The sequence below is a fragment of the Aeromonas sp. D3 genome (assembly GCF_027705025.1).
Classification (GTDB): Bacteria; Pseudomonadota; Gammaproteobacteria; order Enterobacterales; family Aeromonadaceae; genus Aeromonas; species Aeromonas salmonicida.
Genome location: NZ_JAPDBE010000008.1, coordinates 102,169 through 127,786 on the forward strand (window position 1 = coordinate 102,169; position 25,618 = coordinate 127,786).

At 59.0% G+C, this 25,618-nt stretch carries 20 protein-coding genes; 18 read left to right on the forward strand and 2 right to left on the reverse strand.

The window, feature by feature from the left end; all coding sequences use genetic code 11:
- Window positions 1–63 precede the first annotated feature (63 nt).
- Window positions 64–2,751, reverse strand: coding sequence for a bifunctional uridylyltransferase/uridylyl-removing protein GlnD (glnD, locus tag OKC28_RS07405; protein WP_059112123.1), 2,688 nt, complete (start codon window positions 2,749–2,751; stop codon window positions 64–66).
- A gap of 89 nt (window positions 2,752–2,840) precedes the next feature.
- Window positions 2,841–3,629, reverse strand: a complete 789-nt coding sequence (map, locus tag OKC28_RS07410) for a type I methionyl aminopeptidase (RefSeq protein WP_005312070.1) — start codon at window positions 3,627–3,629, stop codon at window positions 2,841–2,843.
- A 362-nt stretch (window positions 3,630–3,991) separates the two neighbouring features.
- Between map and rpsB the strand changes: the two genes are divergently transcribed.
- The 18 genes from rpsB to cadC all read left to right on the forward strand — a co-directional run bounded on the left by rpsB (window position 3,992) and on the right by cadC (window position 25,295).
- A complete protein-coding gene (rpsB, locus tag OKC28_RS07415; RefSeq protein ID WP_005312073.1) occupies window positions 3,992–4,720 on the forward strand; it encodes a 30S ribosomal protein S2 in 729 nt (242 codons plus the stop codon).
- A 104-nt stretch (window positions 4,721–4,824) separates the two neighbouring features.
- A complete protein-coding gene (tsf, locus tag OKC28_RS07420; RefSeq protein ID WP_005312074.1) occupies window positions 4,825–5,706 on the forward strand; it encodes a translation elongation factor Ts in 882 nt (293 codons plus the stop codon).
- A 71-nt stretch (window positions 5,707–5,777) separates the two neighbouring features.
- Window positions 5,778–6,512 (forward strand): UMP kinase, encoded by a 735-nt coding sequence (pyrH, locus tag OKC28_RS07425; RefSeq protein WP_005312076.1) that lies wholly within the window; start codon window positions 5,778–5,780, stop codon window positions 6,510–6,512.
- A gap of 57 nt (window positions 6,513–6,569) precedes the next feature.
- A complete protein-coding gene (gene frr, locus OKC28_RS07430; protein WP_005312078.1) occupies window positions 6,570–7,127 on the forward strand; it encodes a ribosome recycling factor in 558 nt (185 codons plus the stop codon).
- Between the two features lie 72 nt (window positions 7,128–7,199).
- Window positions 7,200–7,976: a polyprenyl diphosphate synthase gene (gene uppS / locus OKC28_RS07435; RefSeq protein ID WP_005312081.1), complete on the forward strand. Its 777-nt coding sequence runs from the start codon at window positions 7,200–7,202 to the stop codon at window positions 7,974–7,976.
- 26 nt (window positions 7,977–8,002) lie between these two features.
- On the forward strand, window positions 8,003–8,860 hold the full coding sequence (locus tag OKC28_RS07440) for a phosphatidate cytidylyltransferase (RefSeq protein ID WP_096118000.1): 858 nt from the start codon (window positions 8,003–8,005) through the stop codon (window positions 8,858–8,860).
- 67 nt (window positions 8,861–8,927) lie between these two features.
- A complete protein-coding gene (gene ispC, locus OKC28_RS07445; protein ID WP_005312085.1) occupies window positions 8,928–10,121 on the forward strand; it encodes a 1-deoxy-D-xylulose-5-phosphate reductoisomerase in 1,194 nt (397 codons plus the stop codon).
- A gap of 171 nt (window positions 10,122–10,292) precedes the next feature.
- Entirely contained in the window at window positions 10,293–11,645 is a 1,353-nt protein-coding gene (gene rseP, locus OKC28_RS07450; protein WP_270688491.1) for a sigma E protease regulator RseP, read from the forward strand.
- 34 nt (window positions 11,646–11,679) lie between these two features.
- Window positions 11,680–14,103 (forward strand): outer membrane protein assembly factor BamA, encoded by a 2,424-nt coding sequence (gene bamA / locus OKC28_RS07455; protein WP_270688493.1) that lies wholly within the window; start codon window positions 11,680–11,682, stop codon window positions 14,101–14,103.
- A gap of 148 nt (window positions 14,104–14,251) precedes the next feature.
- Entirely contained in the window at window positions 14,252–14,764 is a 513-nt protein-coding gene (locus OKC28_RS07460) for an OmpH family outer membrane protein (RefSeq protein WP_034523884.1), read from the forward strand.
- Between the two features lie 3 nt (window positions 14,765–14,767).
- Window positions 14,768–15,787, forward strand: coding sequence for a UDP-3-O-(3-hydroxymyristoyl)glucosamine N-acyltransferase (lpxD, locus tag OKC28_RS07465; RefSeq protein ID WP_042467152.1), 1,020 nt, complete (start codon window positions 14,768–14,770; stop codon window positions 15,785–15,787).
- A gap of 24 nt (window positions 15,788–15,811) precedes the next feature.
- Entirely contained in the window at window positions 15,812–16,273 is a 462-nt protein-coding gene (fabZ, locus tag OKC28_RS07470; RefSeq protein ID WP_005312091.1) for a 3-hydroxyacyl-ACP dehydratase FabZ, read from the forward strand.
- A 5-nt stretch (window positions 16,274–16,278) separates the two neighbouring features.
- Complete coding sequence (gene lpxA, locus OKC28_RS07475) at window positions 16,279–17,070, forward strand: acyl-ACP--UDP-N-acetylglucosamine O-acyltransferase (protein ID WP_021139730.1); 792 nt, start codon at window positions 16,279–16,281, stop codon at window positions 17,068–17,070.
- Entirely contained in the window at window positions 17,063–18,202 is a 1,140-nt protein-coding gene (lpxB, locus tag OKC28_RS07480) for a lipid-A-disaccharide synthase (protein WP_005312093.1), read from the forward strand. Before lpxA ends, lpxB begins: the two co-directional genes overlap by 8 nt.
- A gap of 80 nt (window positions 18,203–18,282) precedes the next feature.
- Window positions 18,283–18,873: a ribonuclease HII gene (gene rnhB / locus OKC28_RS07485; protein ID WP_270688499.1), complete on the forward strand. Its 591-nt coding sequence runs from the start codon at window positions 18,283–18,285 to the stop codon at window positions 18,871–18,873.
- Between the two features lie 38 nt (window positions 18,874–18,911).
- A complete protein-coding gene (gene dnaE, locus OKC28_RS07490; protein WP_021139728.1) occupies window positions 18,912–22,391 on the forward strand; it encodes a DNA polymerase III subunit alpha in 3,480 nt (1,159 codons plus the stop codon).
- 16 nt (window positions 22,392–22,407) lie between these two features.
- Window positions 22,408–23,358, forward strand: a complete 951-nt coding sequence (gene accA, locus OKC28_RS07495; protein WP_005312096.1) for an acetyl-CoA carboxylase carboxyl transferase subunit alpha — start codon at window positions 22,408–22,410, stop codon at window positions 23,356–23,358.
- Window positions 23,359–23,759: 401 nt separating this feature from the next.
- Window positions 23,760–25,295, forward strand: a complete 1,536-nt coding sequence (gene cadC / locus OKC28_RS07500) for a lysine decarboxylation/transport transcriptional activator CadC (RefSeq protein ID WP_270688501.1) — start codon at window positions 23,760–23,762, stop codon at window positions 25,293–25,295.
- Window positions 25,296–25,618 lie beyond the last annotated feature (323 nt).

Here is a 25,618-nt window from a genome sequence, read left to right on the forward strand (position 1 = left end):
TTCTTCAGGAGAATGGCGATTTATTATACTCAGGTGGCCCAACCACTTGTTCTATTTGAAGAATCAGGATGAGGAAAGGCGCCTTGTGAGGCCTGTCAACGGCTCGCCGTCAGGGGCTTCATCCGCCGATTCCTGCGGGTTGAGCTGGCTCACCAGTCGATCCTCCAGCGCCAGCTGTTCGGCCTGGTTCAGCGGCTCCCCCGCCAGTGTGGTGAGGCTGAAAAAGTCCTCCACTCGCTCGCCTATGGTGGTGATCTTGGCCGCGTGCAGGGAGAGGCCACACTGCTGGAACACGGCGCCGATACGAGCCAGCAGGCCAGGGGTATCCAGTGCCGTCAGCTCCAGCAGGGTGTGACGGGTTTCGCCCTTGTGGGGCAGAAACACCACCCGGGTCGGTACGCTGAACTGACGGTGGCGCCGCGACAGCGGCTTGTTGCGCAGCACCAGCTTGCCCGGTTCCTGCAGGGCTTTCTCCAGCGCCTTTCTGATGGTGGCTGTGCGGTTGGGGCTGATGGGCTCACCGCTGGGTTCCAGCACCACGAAGGTATCCAGCACATAGTCGCTGCGGGAATTCATGATCTGGGCATCATGGATGTTTAGGTTTTTCTGATCCAGTGCCGAGGCCACGGTGGCAAACAGATTCGGTGTGTCGCGGCAGTAGATAAATACCTCGCTGCCACCACGGGTCGGGTGCTTGCCGATGATCACCAGCGGCGCCGGATTGTCGCCGTGCTCGATGATCTTGCGGCAATGCCAGGCGATCTGCTCAGGGGTGTGGCGCAGGAAGTAGTCGGCCTTGAAGTCGCTCCACAGCTGGTTGATGGCCTCTTCCGGCACGTCCCGCTGGGCCAGAATTTGCTTGGCCTGGCGCTGGTTCTCACGAATGCGCAGTCGCATGTCGGGCGGGTTTTCCAGCCCCTGACGCAGGGCTTTCTGGGTGGCGAAATAGAGTTCGCGCAGCAGGGTGCCTTTCCAGTCGTTCCAGAGGGTGTCGTTGGTGGCGCAGATATCGGCCACCGTCAGGCAATAGATAAGGTCGAGGTGCTGCTCGTCGCGCACCTTCTGGGCGAAGTCGGTGACCACGTCCGGGTCGTAGATGTCGCGGCGCTGGGCGGTGACCGACATCAGCAGATGGTGGCGCACCAGCCAGGCCACCAGTCGGCTCTCGTAGCGATCCAGGCCATGCAGCTGGCAGAACTCCAGCGCGTCCACGGCGCCTAGCTCTGAGTGGTCCCCGCGCCGGCCCTTGGCGATGTCGTGGAACAGGGCCGCTATGCTGAGCAGTTCCGGCTTGCGCAACCGGGTAAACACCTCGTGGCAGAGCGGGTGGGTCTGACGGCTGGCCGGATTGGGAAACTGATGGATGTTCTTGAGCAGCCTGTGGGTGTGCTCATCGACCGTATAGGCGTGGAACATGTCGAACTGCATCTGGCCGACGATGAGGTTCCACTGGGGCAGGTAGGCCGCCAGTATGCCGTACTTGTGCATCAGGGTGAGGGGCTGGCCGATGCCGTTGGGGTGGCGCAGCAGCGCCATGAACAGGCGGCGGCAATCGGGCAAATCCTGCAGCCAGCAATTAAGTTTGCGCCTCGCCTCGCGCAGCTGGCGCAAGGTGGCGGAGTGAATGCCGGCAATCTCGGGATGCTGGGCTATCTGGTAGAAGAGCCGCAGTATGGCAGCAGGCTCACGGCCAAACAGCTCTGAGTCCACCGCATCGATGAGGCGGCCACGCAGCTGGAACTCGTCGCAGAGACGACGCACGTCCATGGCGGTGTTGCCGAGGATCGCCTCGTCAAACAGCTGCAGCAGCATCTCGTTGAGCTCGGAGACTCGCCGCACCGTCTGGTAGAAGCGCTTCATCATCTGCTCGACCGGGCTGTTGCCTTCCCCCTCGAACCCCAGCATCTGGGCCACGGTACGCTGGCGGTCGAACAGCAGCCGGTTGTCACCCTTGTTGATGGCCATGTGCAGGGCGAAGCGCACCTTCCACAGGAAGTTCTGACAATCGAGCAGTTCACGGTACTCCGCCCGGTTGAGAAAGCCGTGGCTGGTCATCTCGAACAGGGTGGTGGCGCCGAAGTGGCGGCGGGCGACCCAGGCCAGGGTCTGAATGTCTCTCAGTCCGCCAGGGTTGCTCTTGAGGTCGGGCTCCAGCTTGTAGGCAGTGCCAAGAAATTGCTGGTGGCGCAGGGCCTGCTCTTCGCGCTTGGCCTGAAAGAACTGCTCGCTCGGCCAGAAGCGCTCGGGACGCGTGGCCAGGGTGAGCTGCTCGAAACCGGCTTTGCGGCCTGTGATGAAACGAGCCTCTATGAGGTTGGTGGCGACCGTGATGTCGGCGCGGCCCTGCTCGATGCACTCGGCCACGTTGCGTACCGCCTGACCCACCTCCAGCTTGAGATCCCACAGCAGGGTAATGAATTCACCGATGCGCAGCCCCAGTACCTCGTCCAGCTCCTCCCCTTCATAAAGGATGAGCAGGTCGATGTCGGAGTGGGGATGCAACTCGCCGCGGCCATAGCCGCCGACGGCTATCAGGCTGAGATCTGTCTTGTCGAAGCCAAACTTCTGCCACAGTCGGGTCAGCAGCGCATCCATGTATTCGGAACGGGTCGCAACCAGCTCTATGATGTTGTCGCCGGCATCGAAACGGGCGTGCAACCAGCCGAGAAAGCGGCCCAGATACTCTTTGCAGTTCTCGCGGGTGAGCTGATCGTCGGGTAACAGATGGGGGGAAAGCAGGCTGGCATCCATGGCATCTCACGCTCTTGTCGCACGCATACACAGCGGCTGATAAAAACAAACCCCGGTGCCTTCTCGCTTCGGCGCCGGGGTTTTTGATGTTAACCGTGTTTGATATAGCGGTCGATAGTGTCATCGGGGCGCAGGGTAAGCACCTCGCAGCCATCGTCGGTTACCAGCAGTGTGTGTTCCCACTGGGCGGAATCGCCGCCATCCTTGGTGGTCACTGTCCAGCCATCTTTCGGGTTGATGCGGCAGTGATATTTCTTGCTGTTGACCATGGGCTCTATGGTGAAGCACATGCCCGGTTTGAGCTCCTGCTTGCCGCCATTGCGGTAGTGCAGGATTTGCGGCTCCTCGTGGAATTCGCTGCCGATGCCGTGACCACAGTAGTCACGCACCACGGAGAAACCGGCCTTTTCGACGATGGGCTGGATCAGGGCGCCTATCTCTGTGATGCACATGCCGGGGCGCACCTGCTTGATGGCAGCGTAGAGGCTCTCCTGGGCGACCTTGCACAGCTGGCGACGCAGCGGTGTGGTCTCACCCACGATGAACATGGCGGAGGTATCGCCGTGGTAGCCATCCTTGATGACTGTGATGTCCAAGTTGATGATGTCCCCTTCGCGCAATTTCTTGTGGTTGGGGATGCCATGGCAAATCACGTCGTTCACCGAGGTGCAGATGGACTTGGGGAAGCCGTGGTAGTTGAGCGGAGCCGGAATAGCCTGCTGCACGTCGACAATATAGTCGTGGCACAGGGTGTTCAGCTCATCTGTGGTGACGCCTGCCTTGACGTGGGGGGCTATCATGATCAGCACATCGGCGGCCAGCTGGCCGGCAACGCGCATCTTTTCAATCTCTTCCGGTGTCTTGATTTTAATGGACATGGGATCTCTCTTGGGGCCTGACTGCGCATCCTGTCGATGCCCAACAATCAGGTAATGAAAAATAGATGCGTTTGCAATCAGGCCAAAATTTTATCCCCAACCCCCGTTTACTTCCAGTGTGATTGTCATCACAACGTCAAATCCTCTGGTCAGCATTGCGCGCAGGGATCCATTTTTAGCACTGTGGTCGGTGGTGTCCTGAGCAAAGGTATGGTATAAAGCGCGCCGGAATGGGGAACTTGCGTCCACATTTCATCACCCTTAATCAATAACACACACACATCGACACCTGTACCGGGGTGCCCCTTTGGGGTCGGTTACATGGGATGTGTGGAGGCCTAACCCCAATACAGAGGTATATAATGGCTAAAGTTTCTATGCGCGACATGCTGCAAGCTGGCGTTCACTTCGGTCACCAGACTCGTTACTGGAACCCGAAAATGAAGTCCTACATCTTCGGTGCCCGCAGCAAGGTTCACATCATCAACTTGGAAAAAACCGTTCCGATGTTTGACGATGCCATGAACTTCATCAGCTCCGTAGCTGCCAAGAAAGGCAAGGTACTGTTCGTAGGTACCAAGCGTGCCGCGTCTGAAGCCGTAAAAGATGCCGCCGGTCGTTGTGACCAGTTCTATGTCAACCACCGCTGGTTGGGTGGCATGCTGACCAACTGGAAAACCGTTCGTCAGTCCATCAAGCGTCTGAAAGATCTGGAAACCCAGAGCCAGGACGGTACCTTCGAAAAGCTGACCAAGAAAGAGGCGCTGATGCGTACTCGCGAAATGGACAAGCTCGAGAAGAGCCTGGGTGGTATCAAGAACATGGGCGGCCTGCCTGACGTGCTGTTCGTTGTCGATGCCGACCACGAGCACATTGCTATCAAAGAAGCCAACAACCTGGGTATCCCGGTAGTTTCCATCGTTGATACCAACTCCAACCCGGACGGCGTTGATTACGTCATCCCGGGTAACGACGATGCTATCCGTGCCGTACAGCTGTACCTGAATGCTGCTGCTGACACCGTACTGGAAGCTCGCGCTCAGGACATCGTTGTTCAAGCTGAACAAGATGGCTTCGTTGAAGCTGAGTAATTGATAAGGACTGTAAAGCCCTTATTAACCAAGCTGATGTAATTGGTTAGCAGGGGCCCTTGTGGCCCCTGTTTCTTGTCAATTCAAGACCGAGGATACTGGACATGGCTAACGTTACTGCCGCCCTGGTAAAAGAACTGCGCGAGCGCACCGCCGCTGGCATGATGGATTGCAAAAAAGCGCTGGAAGAAGCCGCTGGTGATATCGAGCTGGCAATCGAGAACATGCGCAAATCCGGTCAGGCCAAGGCCGCCAAGAAAGCAGGCCGTATCGCTGCTGAAGGCGTGATCTTTGCTCGTACCGAAGGCAACGTTGCCGTCATGATCGAGCTGAACAGCGAAACCGACTTCGTCGCCAAAGATGCCAGCTTCATGGCAATGGGCCAGAAGATCGCCGATATCGCTGCGACCCAGAAGATTGCTGACGTTGACGCACTGAAAGCGGCTGACTTCGGTAACGGTGAGTCCGTCGAACTGACCATCACCAACCTGATCGCCAAGATCGGTGAGAACATGAACCTGCGTCGCGTGATGCTGGTTGAAGGTGACAACCTGGGCACCTACGTTCACGGTTCCCGCATTGGTGTTATCACCAAGCTGACCGGTGGTACTGCCGAGCTGGCCAAAGATCTGGCCATGCACGTTGCTGCCAACAGCCCGCAGTTCGTCAAGCCTGAAGACGTGTCTGCTGAAGTCGTTGCCAAAGAGCGCGAAATTCAGATCGACATCGCCATCAACTCCGGCAAGCCGAAAGACATCGCCGAGAAGATGGTTGAAGGCCGCATGAAGAAGTTCACCGGTGAGGTTTCCCTGACTGGTCAGCCGTTCGTGAAGGATCCTTCCATGACCGTTGCCGAGCTGCTGAAGAAAGAAGGCGCTGACGTTGTCTCCTTCACCCGTTTCGAAGTGGGCGAAGGCATCGAGAAGCAAGAGACCGATTTCGCTGCTGAAGTAGCAGCCCAAATCGCGGCCGCTCAGAAGGCCTAATCGAACCGGTTTTTCCGTTTCCCCAGACCGCGACTTATGTCGCGGTCTTTATATGACCAGGAATCAGTGACATGAGTACCAATCCCAAGCCTGCATACAGACGTGTTCTTCTGAAGTTGAGTGGTGAAGCCCTGCAAGGATCCGAGGGTTTTGGCATTGATCCAGCTGTGCTGGAGCGGATGGCCCAAGAGATCAAGGAACTGGTTGAGTTGGGTGTTCAGGTCGGTCTGGTCATCGGTGGCGGCAACTTGTTCCGTGGCGCCGGTCTTGCCAAAGCGGGCATGAACCGCGTGGTGGGCGACCACATGGGTATGTTGGCTACCGTGATGAACGGTCTGGCCATGCGTGATGCCCTGCATCGTGCTTATGTGAATGCCCGTCTGATGTCTGCCATCTCCCTGCAGGGTGTCTGCGATTCCTATAGCTGGGCCGAGGCCATCAGCCAGCTGCGCGCCGGCAAAGTGGTGATTTTCTCTGCCGGTACCGGCAACCCCTTCTTTACCACCGATTCTGCAGCCTGCCTGCGTGGCATCGAGATCGAAGCCGATGTTGTGCTCAAGGCGACCAAGGTCGATGGCGTATTCAACGAGGATCCGGTTAAGAATCCGGACGCCGTGCTGTATCATGAGCTCAGCTACAACGAAGTGCTTGAAAAAGAGCTCAAGGTGATGGATCTTGCAGCCTTTACTCTGGCCCGTGACCACGATCTGCCGATCCGCGTGTTCAACATGAACAAACCGGGTGCATTGCGTCGGGTTATCATGGGTGAGCCGGAAGGCACGCTGATCCACCACATCGGCAAATAAGATAAATATGATAGACACGAGCCGTGTGATGGCTCGTTCGCCAAAAGGAAAACCACTGTGATCAACGAGATTAAAAACGACGCCAAGGACCGTATGGCCAAGAGCGTAGAGTCGCTCAAGACCCAGATGTCCAAGATCCGTACCGGCCGTGCTCACCCGAGCCTGCTCGACGGTATCCAGGTTGAGTATTACGGTGCTGCCACTCCTCTGAAACAGTTGGCCAACGTGGTGGCAGAAGATGCCCGCACCCTGTCCATCTCCATTTTTGACCGTTCAATGATCCAGGCGGTAGAAAAGGCCATCCTGACCTCCGATCTGGGCCTGAATCCGTCCAGCAACGGTCAGACCCTGCGTGTGCCCCTGCCGCCGCTGACCGAAGAGCGTCGCCGCGATCTGACCAAGATCGTCCGTGCTGAAGCGGAAGGTGCCCGTGTGGCCGTGCGTAACATCCGTCGTGATGCCAACGCCGATCTGAAAGCACTGCTCAAAGACAAAGAGATCTCCGAAGACGATGACCGTCGTGCCCAGGAAGAGATCCAGAAACTCACCGATTCCTTCATCAAGCTGGTGGATGACGCCCTGGCCGCGAAGGAAAAGGAGCTAATGGAAATCTAAGCCTCTGACAGGTATATTACGAGCGCCGTGTAGTGCCCCTGCACGGCGCTTTTGTCTTTGTGGGAGAAATGAATGTCGCTTTTGGCAGCGTTAGGTGATTGTGCCAATTCGTCCTTGCCTCGTCATGTGGCCATCATCATGGATGGCAACGGGCGCTGGGCTCAGAACCGTGGCAAGATGCGGGTCTATGGCCACAAGGCGGGCGTGAAGTCTGTTCGTGAGGCGGTGACGTTTGCCGCGCGCGCCAAGATAGAGGCGTTGACCCTGTTTGCGTTCTCCAGTGAGAACTGGCGGCGTCCGGAAGGGGAGGTCAGTGCCCTGATGGAACTCTTCATGACAGTGCTGGGCCGCGAGGTCAAGCAACTGCACAGCAACGGGATCCGGCTCAAGGTGATCGGCGATACCGCCCGTTTCAGCGAGCGCTTGCAGGCCAGGATCGCCAAGGCCGAGGCTTTGACTGCAGACAACAAGGGGCTGACCCTCAACATTGCGGCCAATTACGGTGGTCAGTGGGATATCGCCCAGGCGGCCCGCAAGCTGGCCCGAGCCGTGGCGGCAGGCGAGCTGGATGCCGATGCCATCGATGAGTCCCTGCTGGCCGAGCAGGTCTGCATGGCTGATTTACCACCTGTGGATCTGCTGATCCGGACCGGCGGCGATCATCGCATCAGCAATTTTGTGTTATGGCAGCTCGCCTATGCCGAGCTCTATTTTACCCCGGTATTGTGGCCCGATTTCAACGAGGCCGAGTTCAGTGAGGCCGTTGCCTCTTTCGTTGCCCGCGAGCGTCGCTTCGGGTGTACGGGTGAACAGATACGGGAATTGATCGCCGAGCATCAGACCGGCTAAATCCCCTCCCAAGAGAGAGGTTTCTTTTGCTAAAACAACGAATTATTACCGCATTACTGCTTGTTCCCCTGGTATTGGGAGCGCTATTTTTCCTGCCGTTGAAATTCTTTGCCCTGTTGGCAGCTCTGGTGTTTCTGTTGGCCAGCCGCGAGTGGAGTGGCTTCGTCTCTGCCCAGCCGCAGCAATGGTTGCCGCTGGTGTTCTGTCTGTTGCTCGGTGCCAGCCTGTTCTGGCTGCCGGTCGATCAGCTCTGGACTCCCCATCTGCATCCGCTGGTGATGGGCGTGCTCTGGACCGCCGTCAGCTGGTGGCTGCTGGGGCTGCTGCTGGTATTGCGCTATCCCCGGAGCGCCAGGCTGTGGAAAGAGTCCATCTGGCTCAAATCCTTGTTTGGTCTGGTGACCCTGGTGCCCTTCTTCTGGTCTCTGGTGGCCATTCGTGGTTACAACTTCTATCACGACCCCATGATGGGGGCCTGGATCCTGTTGTTCGTCATGGGGCTGGTCTGGGCGGCAGATTCTGGCGCGTATTTTTTCGGCAAGGCCTTTGGCAAACACAAGCTGGCGCCGGCCGTCAGCCCGGGTAAAACCATCGAAGGCATGTGCGGTGGTCTCTTTACCGCCAGCCTGCTGGCGGTCGGTGTGACTTGGTTCATGGGCTTCGTGCCGGTCAAGATGGCGATAGTGCTGTTCTGCTCCTTGCTGGCCGTGCTGGCTTCCGTGCTCGGCGATCTCACCGAGAGCATGTTCAAGCGGGAGGCAGGCATCAAGGATTCTGGCACTCTATTGCCCGGTCATGGTGGTATCCTCGACCGGATCGACAGCCTGACCGCGGCCCTGCCAGTCTTCCTGCTCAGTTATCTGTTACTCAGTCAGGAGTTCTGATGCACATCTTGCTGATGGTTTTGAGAGCTTCCGGCTCCATTGGTTTGTTACTCAAGCAGGAGTTCTGATGCATAACCTGGTGATCCTGGGGGCTTCCGGCTCCATCGGGCAGAGCACCCTCAAGGTGCTGCGCCGCAATCCCGGGCGTTGGCAAGTACTGGCGCTCACCGCAGCTCGCAGCGTGGATGCCATGGTGCGGGACTGTCTCGAGTTTTCCCCCCGCTTCGCCGTCATGGTGGATGAGGCTGCCGCGACCGCACTGGCGGGCCAGCTCAAGACCCACGGTAGCGCGACACGGGTGCTGTCCGGTCAGGCTGCCCTGTGCGAGGTGGCGGCTCACCCCGATGCACACAGCGTGATGGCGGCCATCGTCGGTGCGGCGGGTCTGGCACCGACCATGGCCGCAGTGCGTGCCGGCAAGCGGATCCTGCTGGCCAACAAGGAGGCGTTGGTGATGTCCGGGGCCTTCTTCATGGAGGCTGTGCGCGAGCATGGCGCCGAGCTGCTGCCCATCGACAGCGAACACAATGCGATTTTTCAGTGCCTGCCCGAAGCCATTCAGCGCCAGCCCGGCTACTGCGATCTGGCGGGGGCGGGCATCAGCAGGATACTGCTGACCGGCTCAGGCGGTCCGTTTCGTTATACCGATATCAATGCGCTGGCACAGGTCACGCCGGCCCAGGCCATCGCCCACCCGAACTGGTCCATGGGAGCCAAGATCTCGGTCGACTCCGCCACCATGATCAACAAGGGGCTGGAGTACATAGAGGCGCGCTGGCTGTTCAATGCCGCGCCCGAGCAGATCCAGGTGGTGATCCATCCCCAGTCAGTGATCCACTCCATGGTGCAGTACAAGGATGGCTCAGTGATGGCTCAGCTTGGCAATCCGGACATGTGTACCCCCATAGCGCACGCCCTGGCCTACCCGGCTCGAGTTGAGTCCGGAGTGGAACCTTTGGATTTCTTCAGTGTCGGAGAGTTCAGCTTTATCCGGCCCGATTATGAGCGTTATCCCTGCCTGGCACTGGCCATGAGTGCCTGTCAGCAAGGGCAGGCGGCGACCACGGCGCTCAATGCCGCCAATGAAGAGGCCGTTGCGGCTTTCCTTGCAGAGCGGATCGGTTTTATGGATATTGCCAGAGTCAATGAGGCCACCATGGTGGCGCTGGGGAGTTCCCCTGTGGGTTCGCTGGATGATTTGATTGCGCTGGATGGTGCGGCCCGTGCCCGTGCTCACAATTTGATTGAGGAGCTTAGCTAATGAGTGGTATTTCGTGGCATTGTGCTGCCTTTATCGTTGCCTTTGGGTACCGGACCATGCATGAAATCGAGGTAACTGGCTGATGAGTGCTGTGCTGTGGAATGACAAACCTGCCTTTGTTACTGCCTCCTTCGGTGATTCGAATGGATGTGATCTCGAGGTGATCGGCTGATGGGCGGCGTGCTGTGGAACATTGGTGCTTTTATCATCGCCCTCGGATTGCTGGTTGCGGTGCATGAATTTGGCCATTTCTGGGTGGCCCGCCGTTGCGGCGTCAAGGTCGAGCGCTTCTCCATCGGGTTTGGCAAGGCTATCTGGCGCCGGATGGGCAAGGATGGCACCGAATATGTGCTGGCACTGATCCCGCTCGGCGGTTACGTCAAGATGCTGGATGGTCGGGTCGATGAGCTCAAACCCGGCGATGAGCAATTTGCTTTCAATCACAAGAGTGTCTGGGCGCGGATGGCCATAGTGGCAGCGGGCCCCATGGCGAACTTCGTGTTTGCCCTGTTTGCCCTCTGGCTGATGTTCATGATCGGCGTCCCTGCCGTCAAACCCGTGGTGGGGGAGGTGCGTCCCGCCTCCATAGTGGCGGTGGCCGGGATTGAACCCGGCATGGTGATCGTCGGTGTCGGCGACAAGGCGACCGGTGACTGGGAGAGCGTGACCTATGCCCTCATCAGCCACCTGGGCGATGAGGCCGTCCAGCTCAAGCTGAAGGCGCCAGGCGCCAGCTACGCCGTCGACAAGACGCTGATGCTGGATAGCTGGACCTTCGATCCGGACAAAGAGTCCCCCGTCGGCAGCCTGGGGATAGTGCCCCTCGGCGGCAAGGTACTGCCTGTGGTCGAGGCCATAGTGCCTGCGAGCGCCAGTGAAAAAGCCGGCCTGCAGGTGGGCGATCGCATCAAGCGGGTGGGCGAGCAGGAGGTCACCGAGTGGACCCAGTTCGTGCACCAGGTCCAGCAGTCCCCCGAGCAGCCATTGCAGGTCGTGGTGGAGCGGGCTGGCAGTGAACTGACCCTGACCCTGACTCCGGATGTGAAAAAAGTGCGTGGCCAGCTGGTCGGTTTTGTCGGCTTGTCACCGCAATTGGTTCCATTACCGGATGAGTATCGAATTCTGTTACAGTATGGGCCTTTGCAGGCCCTGTGGCAGGGAGCCCAGAAGACCTGGAGCCTGACCACGCTGACCTTTGACATGATTGGCAAGCTGATTGGTGGCATCGTCTCCCTGGATAACCTGAGCGGTCCCATCTCCATTGCCAAGGGGGCAGGCAGCAGTGCCGATTACGGTCTGGTCTATTTCCTCGGCTTTCTGGCGCTGATCAGCGTCAACCTGGGGATCATCAACCTGTTTCCCCTGCCTGTGCTGGACGGAGGCCATCTGGTCTACTTCCTCATCGAGGCAGTCACCGGCAAGCCGGTATCAGACAAAATTCAGGAAGTGGGTTTCAGGATCGGCGCCGCCATTCTGATGTTACTGATGGGCATTGCGCTATTTAATGATTTCGCTCGCCTCTGAGGCCAGAGCATCAACAAGGACACACAAGAACAAAATGGCTGTTAAAAAAGCATTGGTGTTGAGTTGCCTGCTGGGTGCCAGTTTCCTGGCCCAGGCGGCCCCTGCCTCTTTTGTGGTGCAAGATATCCAGGTCGACGGCTTGCAGCGTGTAACGCTGGGGGCCGCCCTGTTAAACCTGCCGATCCGGGTTGGCGACACCGTCGATTCCGTGACCCTGGCCAACGCCATCAAAAAGCTCTACTCCTCCGGTAACTTCGAGGATGTGAAGGTTTACCGTGATGGCCAGGTGTTGCAAGTGGCGGTCAAAGAGCGGCCGACCATCTCCAGCATCGAATTTTCAGGCAACAAGGATATCAAGGAAGAGCAGCTGACCCAGAGCCTGGAGTCCTCCGGCATTCGGGTGGGTGATCCGCTGGATCGTACAGTGCTGAGCTCCCTCGAGAAGGGTCTGGAAGATTTCTACTACGGCGTGGGCAAATACTCCGCCAAGGTCAAGGCCATCGTCACCCCGCTGCCGCGCAACCGGGTCGACCTAAAGTTCACCTTCGTGGAAGGGGAAGCGGCCAAGATCCAGCAGATCAACATAGTCGGCAACAATGTGTTCCCGGAAGAGAAACTGCTGGCCCAGCTCTCCCTCAAGGACGATGTGCCCTGGTGGAACTTCACCGGTGACCAGCGTTACCAGAAACAGAAACTGGCCGGCGACATCGAAACCCTGCGCTCCTACTACATGGACCGCGGTTATATCCGCTTCGCCCAGGAGTCGACCCAGGTCTCCATGACACCTGACAAGAAGGGTGTCTACGTGACCCTGAACGTCAAGGAAGGAGATCAGTACAAGGTCTCCGGCGTCCAGCTCAAGGGCGATTTGATCGACCGTGGTGGCGAGATGAAGGGCCTGATCCCCATAGAGGCAGGCAGCACCTACTCCGCCAGTCAGGTAACCCACACCGAAGAGGTGCTCTCCAAGTTCCTCGGTCGTTACGGCTATGCCTACCCGAAAGTGGTCACCTTCCCCCAGGTCAACGACGAAACCAAGGAAGTGGAGCTGATCGTCAACATAGAGCCGGGTCCCCGTGTCTATGTGCGCAACATCAACTTCAGCGGCAACGTCACCACCCAGGACGAAGTGCTGCGCCGCGAAATGCGTCAGATGGAAGGCACCTGGCTCTCCTCCGACAGCGTCGAGCAGTCCAAGACCCGTCTCAACCGTCTCGGCTTCTTTGAAACCGCGGAAGTGGACACCAAGCGGGTACCGGGCAGCGATGACCAGGTTGATCTCGACTTCAAGGTCAAGGAGCAGCCAGCTGGCTCCATCAACGCCGGTGTGGGTTATGGTACCGAATCGGGCCTGAGCCTGCAGGCAGGCCTGCAGCAGGACAACTTCATGGGTACCGGCAAGAAGATCGGTATCTCCGCCAGTACCAACAAGTACTCCAAGAGCGTCGACCTCAGCTACAACGATCCTTACTTCACCGTGGACGGTGTCAGCCTGGGCGGGCGCCTCTACTACAACCAGTTCAGTGCGGCCGATGCCAACATAGTCGACTATGAGAACACCACGATTGGCTTCCGCCTCTCCAGTGGTTTCCCGGTCAACGAGAACAACCGTCTCGACTTCAGCCTGGGGCTCGAGAACAACAAACTGTCCCAGCCCAACCCCTATCTGCAGGTGGACGAGTTCTGGAAGGTGTACAGCAAGAACAAGGATGGCGACAACCGCATGGCGTTCAACACCGTTGACGTCACCGCCGGCTGGACCCGTTCAACCCTCAACAAGGGGATGTTCCCGACCGCCGGTGACCGTCAGCGTGTGAACGCCAAGGTGACAGTGCCCGGCATGGATCTGCAGTACTTCAAGCTGAACGCCGAAGATGCTCACTACTTCCCGTTCGATGCGGATCACAAGTGGGTGCTGATGGCCAAGGCTCGCGCCTCTTACGGCAATGGTTACGGCAGCAACGGCAGCTATGATCACGTCCTGCCGTTCTTCGAGAACTACTTCGCCGGTGGTTTTGACACACTGCGTGGCTTCAAAAGCAACACGGTAGGTCCGAAGGCGCTCTACTACTACAACCTGAGCGGCAACGACGTCATTCAGGGTACCGACAGCTCGGTGGGCGGCAACGCCCTGGCAGTGGCCTCCCTCGAGATGATAGTACCGACGCCGTTTGCGTCCGAAACCTATCAGCCCCAGCTTCGTACCAGCTTCTTCATCGATGCCGGTTCAGTGTGGGATACCACCTTTGACTATGCCCAGTATCAAAACCGCTGTTTCAGTGGTTGCAACTATCTGACCGACTATTCGGATCCGACCAACTATCGTGCCTCGGCCGGTCTGTCGCTGCAATGGCTCTCCCCCATGGGCCCCCTGGTGTTCGCGATTGCCCGTCCGCTCAAGGAGTACGAAGGGGACAGGACAGAGTTCTTCTCGTTCAATATCGGCCGTACCTTCTAAGGACGGACGCGCCCCCACCCAGCCGGTGGGGGTATTCAATGATGGGACGCGCAGCTTGCGTGCCTCACCAGGTAACAAGTCGGTCCGGGTACCACTTGCATAATCAGGTAAATCAGGTTGCCCTCACATGAGGGAACAAGGAGTTAGTGTGAATAAAGCGTTGAAAGTAGCTGGTTTGAGTTTTGCACTGATGGCTGCCGGCATGGGCTCCGCCTTGGCTGACACCAAGATCGCCGTGGTCGACATGGGCGAAGTATTCCAAAAGCTGCCCCAGCGTGAAGCTGTTTCCAAGAAGCTGAAAGGTGAATTCGAGCCGCGCATGCGTGAACTGCAGAAGCTGGAATCCGACGGTCAGAAACTGGTCGAGAAGTTCAAGAAGGATGAAGCCTTCATGAGCGCCGATCAGAAGAAGCAGAACCAGGAAAAACTGGCCAAGCTGCAGATGGAGTTCAACCAGAAGCGTCAAGCGTTTGAGCAGGACAACGGTCGTCGTCAGTCCGAAGAGCGCAACAAGATCCTGACCAAGGTACAGGCTGCCATCGATTCCATCGCCAAGAGCAATGGCTATGATCTGGTGCTTGAGCGCAATGCTGCGCCCTATGCCGCCAGCAAGCTGGACATCTCTGCCCAGGTTATTTCTCAGGTAAGCAAGAGCAACTAATTGATGGCATTCACTCTCGCACAGCTGGCCCAGCAACTGGGGGCCGAGATCCATGGCGACGGAACCCTGGAAATCCGCAAGGTAGCGACACTGGAAAAGGCCGGGGAGGGGGATATCACCTTCCTGTCCAATAAAAAGTACCGGCATTATCTGGAGCAGAGCAAGGCCTCGGCCGTGCTCATTACAGAAGCGGATCTGCCATTTTGTCCCACCAATGCCCTGGTACTCAAAGACCCCTATGTGGGGTTTGCCCGGGTAGCCCAACTGCTGGACACCACACCGCAGCCGGCCACGGATATCCATCCGAGCGCCGTCATTGCGGCTGACGTGCAACTGGGCGAGAGAGTGGCCATCGGGGCCAATGCAGTGATCGAATCCGGCGTCGTGCTGGGGGATGACGTACGCATAGGCCCTGGCTGTTTTGTTGGCAAGAATACCCGACTGGGAGCGCGCTCCCGGTTGTGGGCCAACGTCACCCTGTATCACAACATCACCATGGGTTCCGACTGTCTGGTTCAATCCGGCACAGTGATCGGGGCCGATGGGTTCGGTTATGCCAATGAGCGTGGCGAGTGGATCAAGATCCCCCAGCTCGGTGGCGTGACTATCGGCAACCGGGTCGAGATTGGTGCCTGCACCACCATAGACCGCGGCGCGCTGGAAGATACCCGCATCGCGGATAACGTCATCATCGACAACCAGTGCCAAATCGCCCACAACGTCGAGATCGGCTACGGCACCGCTGTGGCAGGCTCCACCGTGATGGCTGGTAGTCTCAAGGTCGGCAAATACTGTATCATTGGCGGCGCCTCCGTCTTTAACGGGCACATGGAGATCTGCGATCAGGCCACCGTTACCGGCATGGCCATGGTGATGCGACCCATTACCGAGCCCGGTGTCTACTCTTCCGGCATCCCTCTGCAAACCAATAAAGAGTGGCGCAAGACCGCCGCCCGGGTGATGCGTATCGAAGAGATGCACAAGCGGTTGAGCAAGCTTGAGAAGAAGCTGGATCAAGAATAATCACGATTGGTATAGGGTACTGTTTTGACTACTGAAAAGAAGAGCCTGGGCATCCAGGAAATCATGGATCTGCTGCCTCACCGTTATCCGTTCCTGATGGTGGATCGGGTCGACGATTACGAGATCAGCGATGAGCGCAAAACCCTGCGCGCCATCAAGAACGTCTCGTTCAACGAGCCGATCTTCCAGGGACATTTCCCGGCCAAGCCTGTGTTTCCCGGCGTACTGATCCTGGAAGCCATGGCGCAGGCCACCGGTATCCTGGCCTTTACCATGGTGGGCAAGCCGTCTCCCAACGAACTCTATTACTTTGCCTCCATCGACAACGCTCGTTTCAAGCGTCCGGTTGGCCCTGGCGATCAGCTGGTGCTGGACGTGGAGTTCCTGAAAGAGCGTCGCGGTATTGCCAAGTTCACCGGTGTGGCCACGGTCAACGGTGAAGTGGTTTGTACCGCCGAGCTGATGTGCGCCAAACGCGAGGTTTAATACACGTGATCGACCAGACTGCCATCATTCACGATACTGCCATCGTCCATGAGTCTGCGGTGATTGGCAAAGGGGTTGAAATCGGCCCCTTTTCCGTCATCGGTGCCGAGGTGGAAATCGGCGACAACACCTGGGTAGGTTCCCATGTGGTGATCAAGGGGCCGGCCAAACTGGGCCGTGGCAACAAGATCTTCCAGCACACCTCCATCGGTGAGGATTGTCAGGACAAGAAGTACGCCGGCGAGCGCACCTTCCTCGAGATTGGCGACAACAACGTCTTTCGCGAGAACTGCACTGTGCACCGCGGCACCATCCAGGATCAATCCCTGACCAGGGTGGGCAGCGGCAACCTCTTCATGGTCAACGTGCACGTTGCCCATGATTGCATCATCGGTGACAACTGCATCTTCGCCAACAACGCGACCCTGGCGGGCCACGTGGTGATCGGTGACTTCGTGATTTTCGGTGGTCTCTCCGCGATCCACCAGTTCGGTCGCGTTGGCTCCCACGCCTTCATCGGTGGCTGCGCCGCCCTGAACAAGGATGTGCCGCCCTACGTGATGGCTGCTGGCAATTACGCCAAGCCGTTCGGGGTCAACTCCGAAGGCCTGCGTCGCCGTGGTTTCAGCGCTGAAGCCATCTCCGCCGTCAAGCGTGCCTACAAAGAGATCTTCCGCTCCGGCAAGACAGTCGAAGAGGTGTTGCCCGTGCTGACCGAGATGGCGGCCACCGAACCGGCCGTTCAGCTCTACGTGGATTTCCTCAAGGACAACGAGCGCGGGATCATCCGTGCCTGATCCCGTTCGCATCGGTATCGTCGCCGGAGAGACCTCCGGCGACATTCTGGCCGCTGGCCTGGTGCGCGAGCTGCAGCGCCGTTATCCGGATGCGCAGTTTGAAGGGATCGCCGGGCCGCGCATGCAGGCCCTCGGCGTCAAGGCCCTGTTCGAGATGGAAGAGCTCTCCGTCATGGGGATCACAGAGGTGCTGGGCCGTCTGCCGCGCATCCTCAAGGTTCGCCGTGAACTGCTGCGCCATTTCATTGCCAATCCGCCTGACATCTTCGTCGGGGTGGATGCACCGGATTTCAATATCGGGGTGGAGCTGAAGCTGCGCCGCGCCGGTATCAAGACGGTTCACTATGTCAGTCCCTCTGTCTGGGCCTGGCGTCAGAACCGCATTCACAAGATCAAGGCCGCCACCGACATGGTGCTCGCCTTCCTGCCGTTCGAGAAAGCCTTCTACGATCGCTTCGCTGCCCCCTGCCGGTTCGTGGGTCACACCATGGCCGATGCGATCCCGCTCGAACCGGACCAGGCTGCCGTGCGCCAGGCGCTGGGCATTGACCCGGGCCGACGCTGGCTGGCCGTGTTGCCCGGCAGTCGCACCGCCGAGGTGGGCTTCATGTCACCGGTATTTCTCGAGGCCTGCAAGCGGCTGACGGTACGTTATCCGGATCTCGGCTTTATCGTGCCGCTGGTCAACGAGGCGCGACGGGCGCAGTTCATGGCCATCAAGGCCGAGCTGGCGCCGGATCTCGACATGGTGTTGCTGGAAGGCCAGGGTCGCGAAGCCATGATAGCTGCCGATGCCGTGCTGCTTGCCTCCGGTACTGCTGCGCTGGAAGCCATGCTGGTGAAAAAGCCCATGGTGGTGGGCTACAAGCTCAAACCATTCAGCTATTGGCTGGCTCAGCGGCTGGTGAAGACCGCCTATGTGTCGCTACCCAATCTGCTGGCCGATCAGATGCTGGTGCCCGAGCTTATTCAGCACGAGTGCACCCCGGACAATCTGGTGGATGAAGTCAGCAAGCTGCTGGAACACGACAACCGTGAGCTCATCGCCACCTTCACCCGGCTGCACCAGAGCATTCGCTGCAACGCCGATGTGCAGGCCGCGGATGCGGTGGCCGAACTGCTCGGCAGATAACAGGCAGGGTGGCCGATAGCGCTGCGCTCATCTACCCCATGTCAGGCCCTGCGGGGCCTGTTTTGATTCAAGGCTGCAAGATGATGATCGATATTCCCGAAGACAAGCTGGTTGCCGGGGTGGACGAGGTGGGTCGTGGCCCCCTGGTGGGTGATGTGGTCACCGCCGCCGTGATCCTGGATCCGGCCAACCCGATCACCGGGCTGGCTGATTCCAAGAAGCTTTCCGAGAAGAAGCGTCTGGCGCTGTTTGACGAGATCAAGGCCAAGGCGCTGGCCTGGGCCATCGGCCGCGCCAGTCCCGAAGAGATAGACGAGCTCAACATACTGCATGCCACCATGCTGGCGATGCAGCGCGCCGTGGCGGGCTTGTCCATCACCCCTGAGCTGGTCTTTATCGACGGCAACCGTTGTCCAAGCTTGCCGATGGAAGCGCGCGCCGTGGTCAAGGGCGACAGTCTGGTGGCCGCCATCAGCGCCGCCTCGATTCTGGCCAAGGTGACTCGCGATGCGGAGATGACCGAGCTGGACAGCCGTCATCCCGAATATGGTTTCGCCCGTCACAAGGGCTATCCGACCCCTGAGCACCTCGCCATTCTGGCCGAGCGCGGGCCCTTGGCCGCTTATCGCAAGAGTTTCAAGCCGGTGCGCCATGCACTTGGGATCGAATAGCCAATGCATTTCTGTTTGAGCAACGAGAGGGTATGACGATGGCTGAACCCCGTTTTATCCACCTGCGCGTCCACTCCGATTTCTCCATGGTCGATGGTCTGCAGAAGATCAATCCTATCGTCGGAGCCGCTGCGGCCAACAACATGCCGGCGCTGGCCCTGACCGACCAGATGAACATGTGCGGTCTGGTGCGTTTCTATGGCGCCGCCCACGGCAAGGGCATCAAGCCCATCGTCGGGGCCGACTTCTGGGTGCAAAGCAGTGAGCTGGGGGACGAGCAGTTCCGCCTCACTCTGCTGGCCATGGACAATGACGGCTACCAGAACATTACCCTGCTCATCTCCCGCGGTTATCAGCGTGGCCATGTGCAGGGGCGTCCCGTCATCGACAAGGAGTGGCTCACCGATCACGCCAAGGGGGTCATAGTGCTCTCGGGTGGACGGGAGGGGGACGTGGGCAAGTTCCTGCTCAAGGGCAACCGGCAGATGACGGAGTCGTGTCTCGCCTTCTACCAGACCCACTTTCCCGACGCCTACTATCTGGAGCTGCTGCGTACCGGTCGACCCGATGAAGAGGTCTACCTGCACATGGCGGTGGCCATTGCCACCGAGTTCGAGCTGCCGGTGGTGGCCACCAACGAGGTGGTGTTCCTCAACGCCGAGGATTTCGACGCCCACGAGATCCGGGTTGCCATCCACGATGGCTATACCCTGATGGACAAGCGTCGCCCGCGCCGTTACAGCCCGCAGCAGTACCTGCGCAGCCAGGAGGAGATGGCCGAACTGTTTGCCGACATCCCTGAAGCGCTGGAAAACACGGTGGAGATCGCCAAGCGCTGCAACGTGACTGTGCGTCTGGGTGAATACTTCCTGCCCAATTTCCCGACCGGCGACATGACCACCGAAGACTTTCTGGTGGCCAAATCCAAAGAGGGCCTGGAAGAGCGTCTCGCCTTCCTGTTCCCGGATCCGGCCGTGCGCGCCGTCAAGCGCGGCGAGTATGACGAGCGCCTCGAGATCGAGCTGAAAGTCATCAACCAGATGGGCTTCCCGGGTTACTTCCTCATAGTGATGGAGTTTATCCAGTGGTCCAAGGACAACGGCATCCCCGTTGGCCCGGGCCGGGGCTCGGGGGCGGGTTCACTGGTGGCTTACGCGCTCAAGATCACCGACCTCGACCCGCTGGAATTTGACCTGCTGTTCGAACGCTTCCTGAACCCGGAGCGGGTATCCATGCCCGACTTCGACGTCGACTTCTGCATGGACAGACGGGACGAGGTGATCGAGCACGTCTCCGACATGTATGGCCGGGATGCGGTGTCCCAGATCATCACCTTCGGCAGCATGGCGGCCAAGGCGGTGGTACGGGACGTGGGCCGGGTGTTGGGCCATGCCTATGGTTTCGTCGATCGCATCTCCAAGCTGATACCGCCGGATCCGGGCATGACCCTGGCCAAGGCATTCGAGGCCGAGCCCAAGCTGCCCGAGCTTTATGAGCAGGACGAGGAGGTCAAAGACCTCATCGACATGGCGCGCCGGCTGGAAGGCGTGGTGCGCAACGCCGGCAAACACGCAGGTGGCGTGGTAATAGCGCCCACCAAGATCACCGACTTTGCGCCGCTTTACTGCGACGACTCCGGCAATCACCCTGTCACCCAGTTTGACAAGAACGATGTGGAATACGCCGGGCTGGTGAAGTTCGACTTCCTGGGGCTGCGTACCCTGACCATCATCGACTGGGCGCTCGGCATGATAAACCCGCGCCTTGCCAAAGAGGGCAAGCCGCCGGTCGACATCGCCGCCATCCCCATCCACGACAAGAAGTCGTTCGACCTGTTGCAGCGGTTCGAGACCACTGCGGTATTCCAGCTCGAATCCCGCGGCATGAAGGATCTCATCAAACGGCTGCAGCCTGACTGTTTCGAAGACATGATCGCCCTGGTGGCCCTGTTCCGTCCGGGCCCGCTCCAGTCGGGCATGGTGGACAACTTCATCGAGCGAAAGCACGGCAAGGAGGCGATCTCCTATCCGGACGAGAAGTGGCAACACGAGAGTCTCAAACCGATCCTGGAGCCCACCTACGGCATCATCCTCTATCAGGAGCAGGTGATGCAGATAGCCCAGGTGCTGGCGGGCTACACCCTGGGTGGGGCGGACATGCTGCGCCGGGCCATGGGCAAGAAAAACCCGGCCGAGATGGCCAAGCAGCGATCCGGGTTTGAGGAAGGGGCGGTCAAGAACGGCATCGACGGCGAACTGGCGGTAAAGATCTTCGATCTGGTGGAGAAGTTTGCGGGCTACGGCTTTAACAAATCCCACTCCGCCGCCTATGCGCTGGTCTCCTACCAGACCCTCTGGCTCAAGACCCACTTCCCGGCCGAGTTCATGGCGGCGGTCATGACCGCCGATATGGACAACACCGACAAGATAGTGACCCTGGTGGACGAATGTCAGCGCATGGGGCTCACCGTCATACCGCCGGATGTGAATACCGGTCGCTACCGGTTCAGCGTCAACGAAGATGGCCACATCGTCTACGGCATAGGGGCTGTGAAGGGAGTGGGGGAAGGCCCTATCGACGCCATTCTCAGCGCTCGGGATCAGGACGGCCCGTTTCGCGATCTGTTCGACTTCTGCAACCGGGTCGACATCAAGAAGATCAACAAGCGGGTGATGGAGAAGCTTATTCTCTCCGGCGCTATGGACAGGCTCGGTCCTCACCGCGCCGCCCTGATGGCGACCCTGGAAGAGGCGATGCGTGCCGCCGAGCAGCACGCCAAGGCACAGGCCGTGGGTCAGGTCGACATGTTCGGGGTCTTGACCCAGGAGATTGACGACGTCAAGAAGGCGTTCGCCAACGTGCCGCACTGGCCTGACAAGGTGTGGCTGGAAGGGGAGCGGGAGACGCTCGGCCTTTACCTGACCGGCCACCCCATCAACCAGTACAGCGGCGAATTGCGTCGCTACACGTCCGGCCGTCTGTGCGATCTGCATCCCACCTCCCGGGATACGGTTACCACGGCAGCGGGGCTGGTGATCGCGGCCCGCAGCATGGTGACCAAGCGTGGCAACAAGATGGGGATCTTCACCCTGGACGACAGATCCGGCCGTCTGGATGTGACCCTGTTCAGTGAAGCGCTGGAAAAATATGAAGAATTGATGCAAAAAGACCGTATTTTGGTGGTTTCTGGACAGGTCAGCTTTGATGACTTCTCCGGTGGCCTTAAAATGTCGGCCCGTGAATTACTGGATATCAACGATGCGAGGGAGCGTTTTGCCAGGGCAATCCGCATCTCCCTCGATGAACAGCGGATTGATGATCGCTTTTTCCCGCGTTTGTGCGAGATTTTGGAACCCGCCCGTGCCGGAGTCTGTCCGGTTCAGGTAAACTATCGTCGCCCCGGCTCACGGGTGCGATTGACGCTCGGTACCGAGTGGCGGGTGACGCCCACCGATCAACTGATAGATGACTTGCGTGTCCTGCTGGGACGAGAGCGGGTTGAATTGGTTTTTGATTAGAGGATCTATAGGCCCTATGAGTCTTTTTCTGGATTTTGAACAGCCGATTGCCGAGTTGCAGGCGCAGATTGATGAACTCCGTCATGTGAGTGAGCACAACAGTGCTGTCGATCTCAATGAAGACATTCGCCGGCTGGAGAAGAAAAACGAAGAGCTGACCAAGAAGATCTTCGGCGATCTGGGTGCCTGGCAGGTATCCCAGATGGCGCGTCATCCTCAGCGTCCTTACACCCTCGATTATATCGAGCACATCTTCACCGACTTCGACGAGCTGGCTGGCGATCGCGCCTATGCCGATGACAAGGCCATCGTCGGCGGTATCGCCCGTCTCGACGGCGAGCCCGTGATGGTGATTGGTCAGCAGAAGGGTCGTGAAACCAAGGAGAAGATCAAGCGCAACTTCGGCATGCCGCGCCCGGAAGGGTATCGCAAGGCCCTGCGTCTGATGGAGATGGCCGAGCGCTTCAAGATGCCGATCATCACCTTCATCGACACCCCGGGTGCTTACCCAGGCGTGGGTGCCGAGGAGCGTGGTCAGTCTGAAGCCATCGCCCGCAACCTGAAAGTGATGGCCGGTCTGACCGTGCCCGTGGTCTGCACCGTGATCGGTGAAGGCGGCTCGGGTGGCGCCCTGGCCATTGGCGTGGGTGATCGCGTCAACATGCTGCAGTACTCCACCTACTCCGTCATCTCGCCGGAAGGCTGCGCCTCCATACTGTGGAAGAGCGCCGACAAGGCTCCCGTGGCCGCCGATGCCATGGGCATCACGGCCCAGCGCCTGAAAGAGCTCAAGCTCATCGACACCATAGTCGAAGAGCCGCTCGGTGGTGCCCACCGCGATGTGCCCCTGATGGCACAGCGTCTGAAAGAGCGCCTCAAGCAGGATCTGAATGCCCTGCGTCCGCTCGAGACCGATCAGCTGCTGGAGCAGCGCTACCAGCGCCTGATGGGCTACGGCTACTGCTAAGCCCGGTATGCTTCTATAAATGGCGTCAAAAGGCCCCTGCTTATGCGGGGCCTTCTTTTTTGGGCGCGGGGAAAGTGCTGTTCATATGGATATCAGTCTTCCCCCCGTTTGCCGAAAACCCCTGTGTTGGATCAATTCAGCTGTGGTTAATGGCCAATAAAAGTGGGATCCCGCTCCCGTTTTACTTAAAGTGTCCCCCTTCCGATCGACCCGATTGGAATGCCCGCAAGGATGCTCTTCAGACGTACGCAGGATGGCCTGGCCAGACTGACTCACAGTGATGTTTACTGCTCCGGTTCCCTTTTTCTGCCACCTCGCACTGGCAGCGCCTTGTTCCGTTCAGTCAGTCCAGGTTTGCGTCACTCTCATTGTGCATTGTCTCCATCTGCAGCGAGTGAATCATGAGCGAATCGGTTTTTGAGATCCACGACTGGACCCTGAGGGTTGACGACAACATGCTGTGTCGACCCGACCGCGAGGTCTACCTTGAACCCAGACTGGTCAATCTGTTGCGGTTTCTGGCCTGCCATACGGGCACAGTGTTTGGCCGCGATGCCCTGATCAAGGAGGTGTGGGACGGCGCCGAGGTGACCGATCAGGTGGTCACCCAGTCCATCTTCGAGTTGCGCAAGATCCTCAAAGATGGTCGCTTTGATGCGACCGACTATATCGTTACCGTGCCCAAGCGCGGCTACAAGCTGGTGGCATCGGTGCGGCCGCTGCAGGTGGTTTCGCTGCTGATGGCGGACGAGCAGCCCGTGCCAGCGGTCAATCCGACCCTCTCCGATCTGAGCCCGCCCGCCACGGCCGACGATGACGATGCACTGCCCAATGCTGCCCCCTTTCCCGCCGGGCCCCTGACCCGCGGCATCTCGGCTCACGCCAAGGATGCCCGCAGCCGCTGGAAGATGGTGAGCTTCGATATCTTCGTGGCCGTCATCCTGGTTGCCATCGTCAGCATGCTCAGCTATCAGCACGCCAGCCCCCAGGTCCACACCATGCTGGATCCCAATTTGCTGGTGTTTCGCTTTCACTCCGGCATGGATGACAACAACGAGAATGTGCGCCTCGCCGATGGCATCACTCGTGCCCTGATGGGGGAGGTGGCTGCGGTTACCCCGCTGCGTGTTCAGTACGGCGCCACCAATCTGATGGGGGGCATCCTGCCCGGCAAGGAGCTGAGCGTGCGGGTCTCCCGCCAGCCGCGGGGCACCTATCTGGATCTGGAGTATCGCAACATCAATACCAATCGGGTGCTGTTCAGCCATCAGTACCAGCTCAGCCGTCACAAGGTACACGCTGTGCTGCAGGCGAGCAGTCAGGATCTGCTGCGGGCCCTCGATCAGCCGGACGTCTTGCCCGGCATGGGATGGCCAACCGATGATGCTTCCCTGATGGCCATGATGGAGGCGCAGTACTACATCAACAGCCAGGATCCCGTGGCTCTCAAGCGTGGCATAGCGCTGCTCGACAACTCTCTTTTCGTCCAGCCGGATCAGCCGTTGTTGCTGGCGGAGCGCTATCTGGCGGGGGAGGCGCTGGCAACCCTGGCAGGCAAGTCCGAGAGTGAGCATCTGATGGGGATAGGTACTCATCTCGCCAGCGTGGTGCAAAGCGATGTCGTCGTGCCCGCTCGGGTGTGGGAGGCCTTGACCCTGCAAGCCATTCTCAACAACCAGCCGCAGCAGGCGAGTCAGCTGCTGGCGCAGGCGGCGAGTCGTGGCCGCTCCGTACTCTACTACATACTGCAGGGCAAGCTGGCGGAGCTGGATGGCCGCCCCGAGGCTGCGGGGGATGCCTACAGTCAGGCCTTCCTGATGGAGGCGACCGAGCAGACCTATCTGCTCTGCCAGCAGCTCGGTTTCTACAGCAATATGGAGACCCTCACCCCAGCCCTGTTCAATGCCCTGGGCCAGAGCAAGGTGAAGCTCTTCTAGCGTCGAAGCGCTTGTTTTCCCTCGGTCGGCACTGTTGCCGGCCGTATCCACAGGCTGCCTTCGGGCGGCCTGTGTCGTTTCTGTCTGCGTCAATCCGTCTGTCTGCCCAAGGGAATAGCCAGTCTGGCTCAGCCGGATTTATCTCCCGCTGCTCATTGTCACCCGCGTTTGACTGGCTCGCCGCATTTGCGCTTGTCCGGCTTTGCGTTATGAGCACTGCTCGCTGCCGCTATCCCATTGTGAGTGTGCCGGTCGCCGGGAATCGGGTATTGCCGCTGAGGTTTGCCTCTGAGCAGGCGTGGTGATGAGAGATGCGGAGGGGC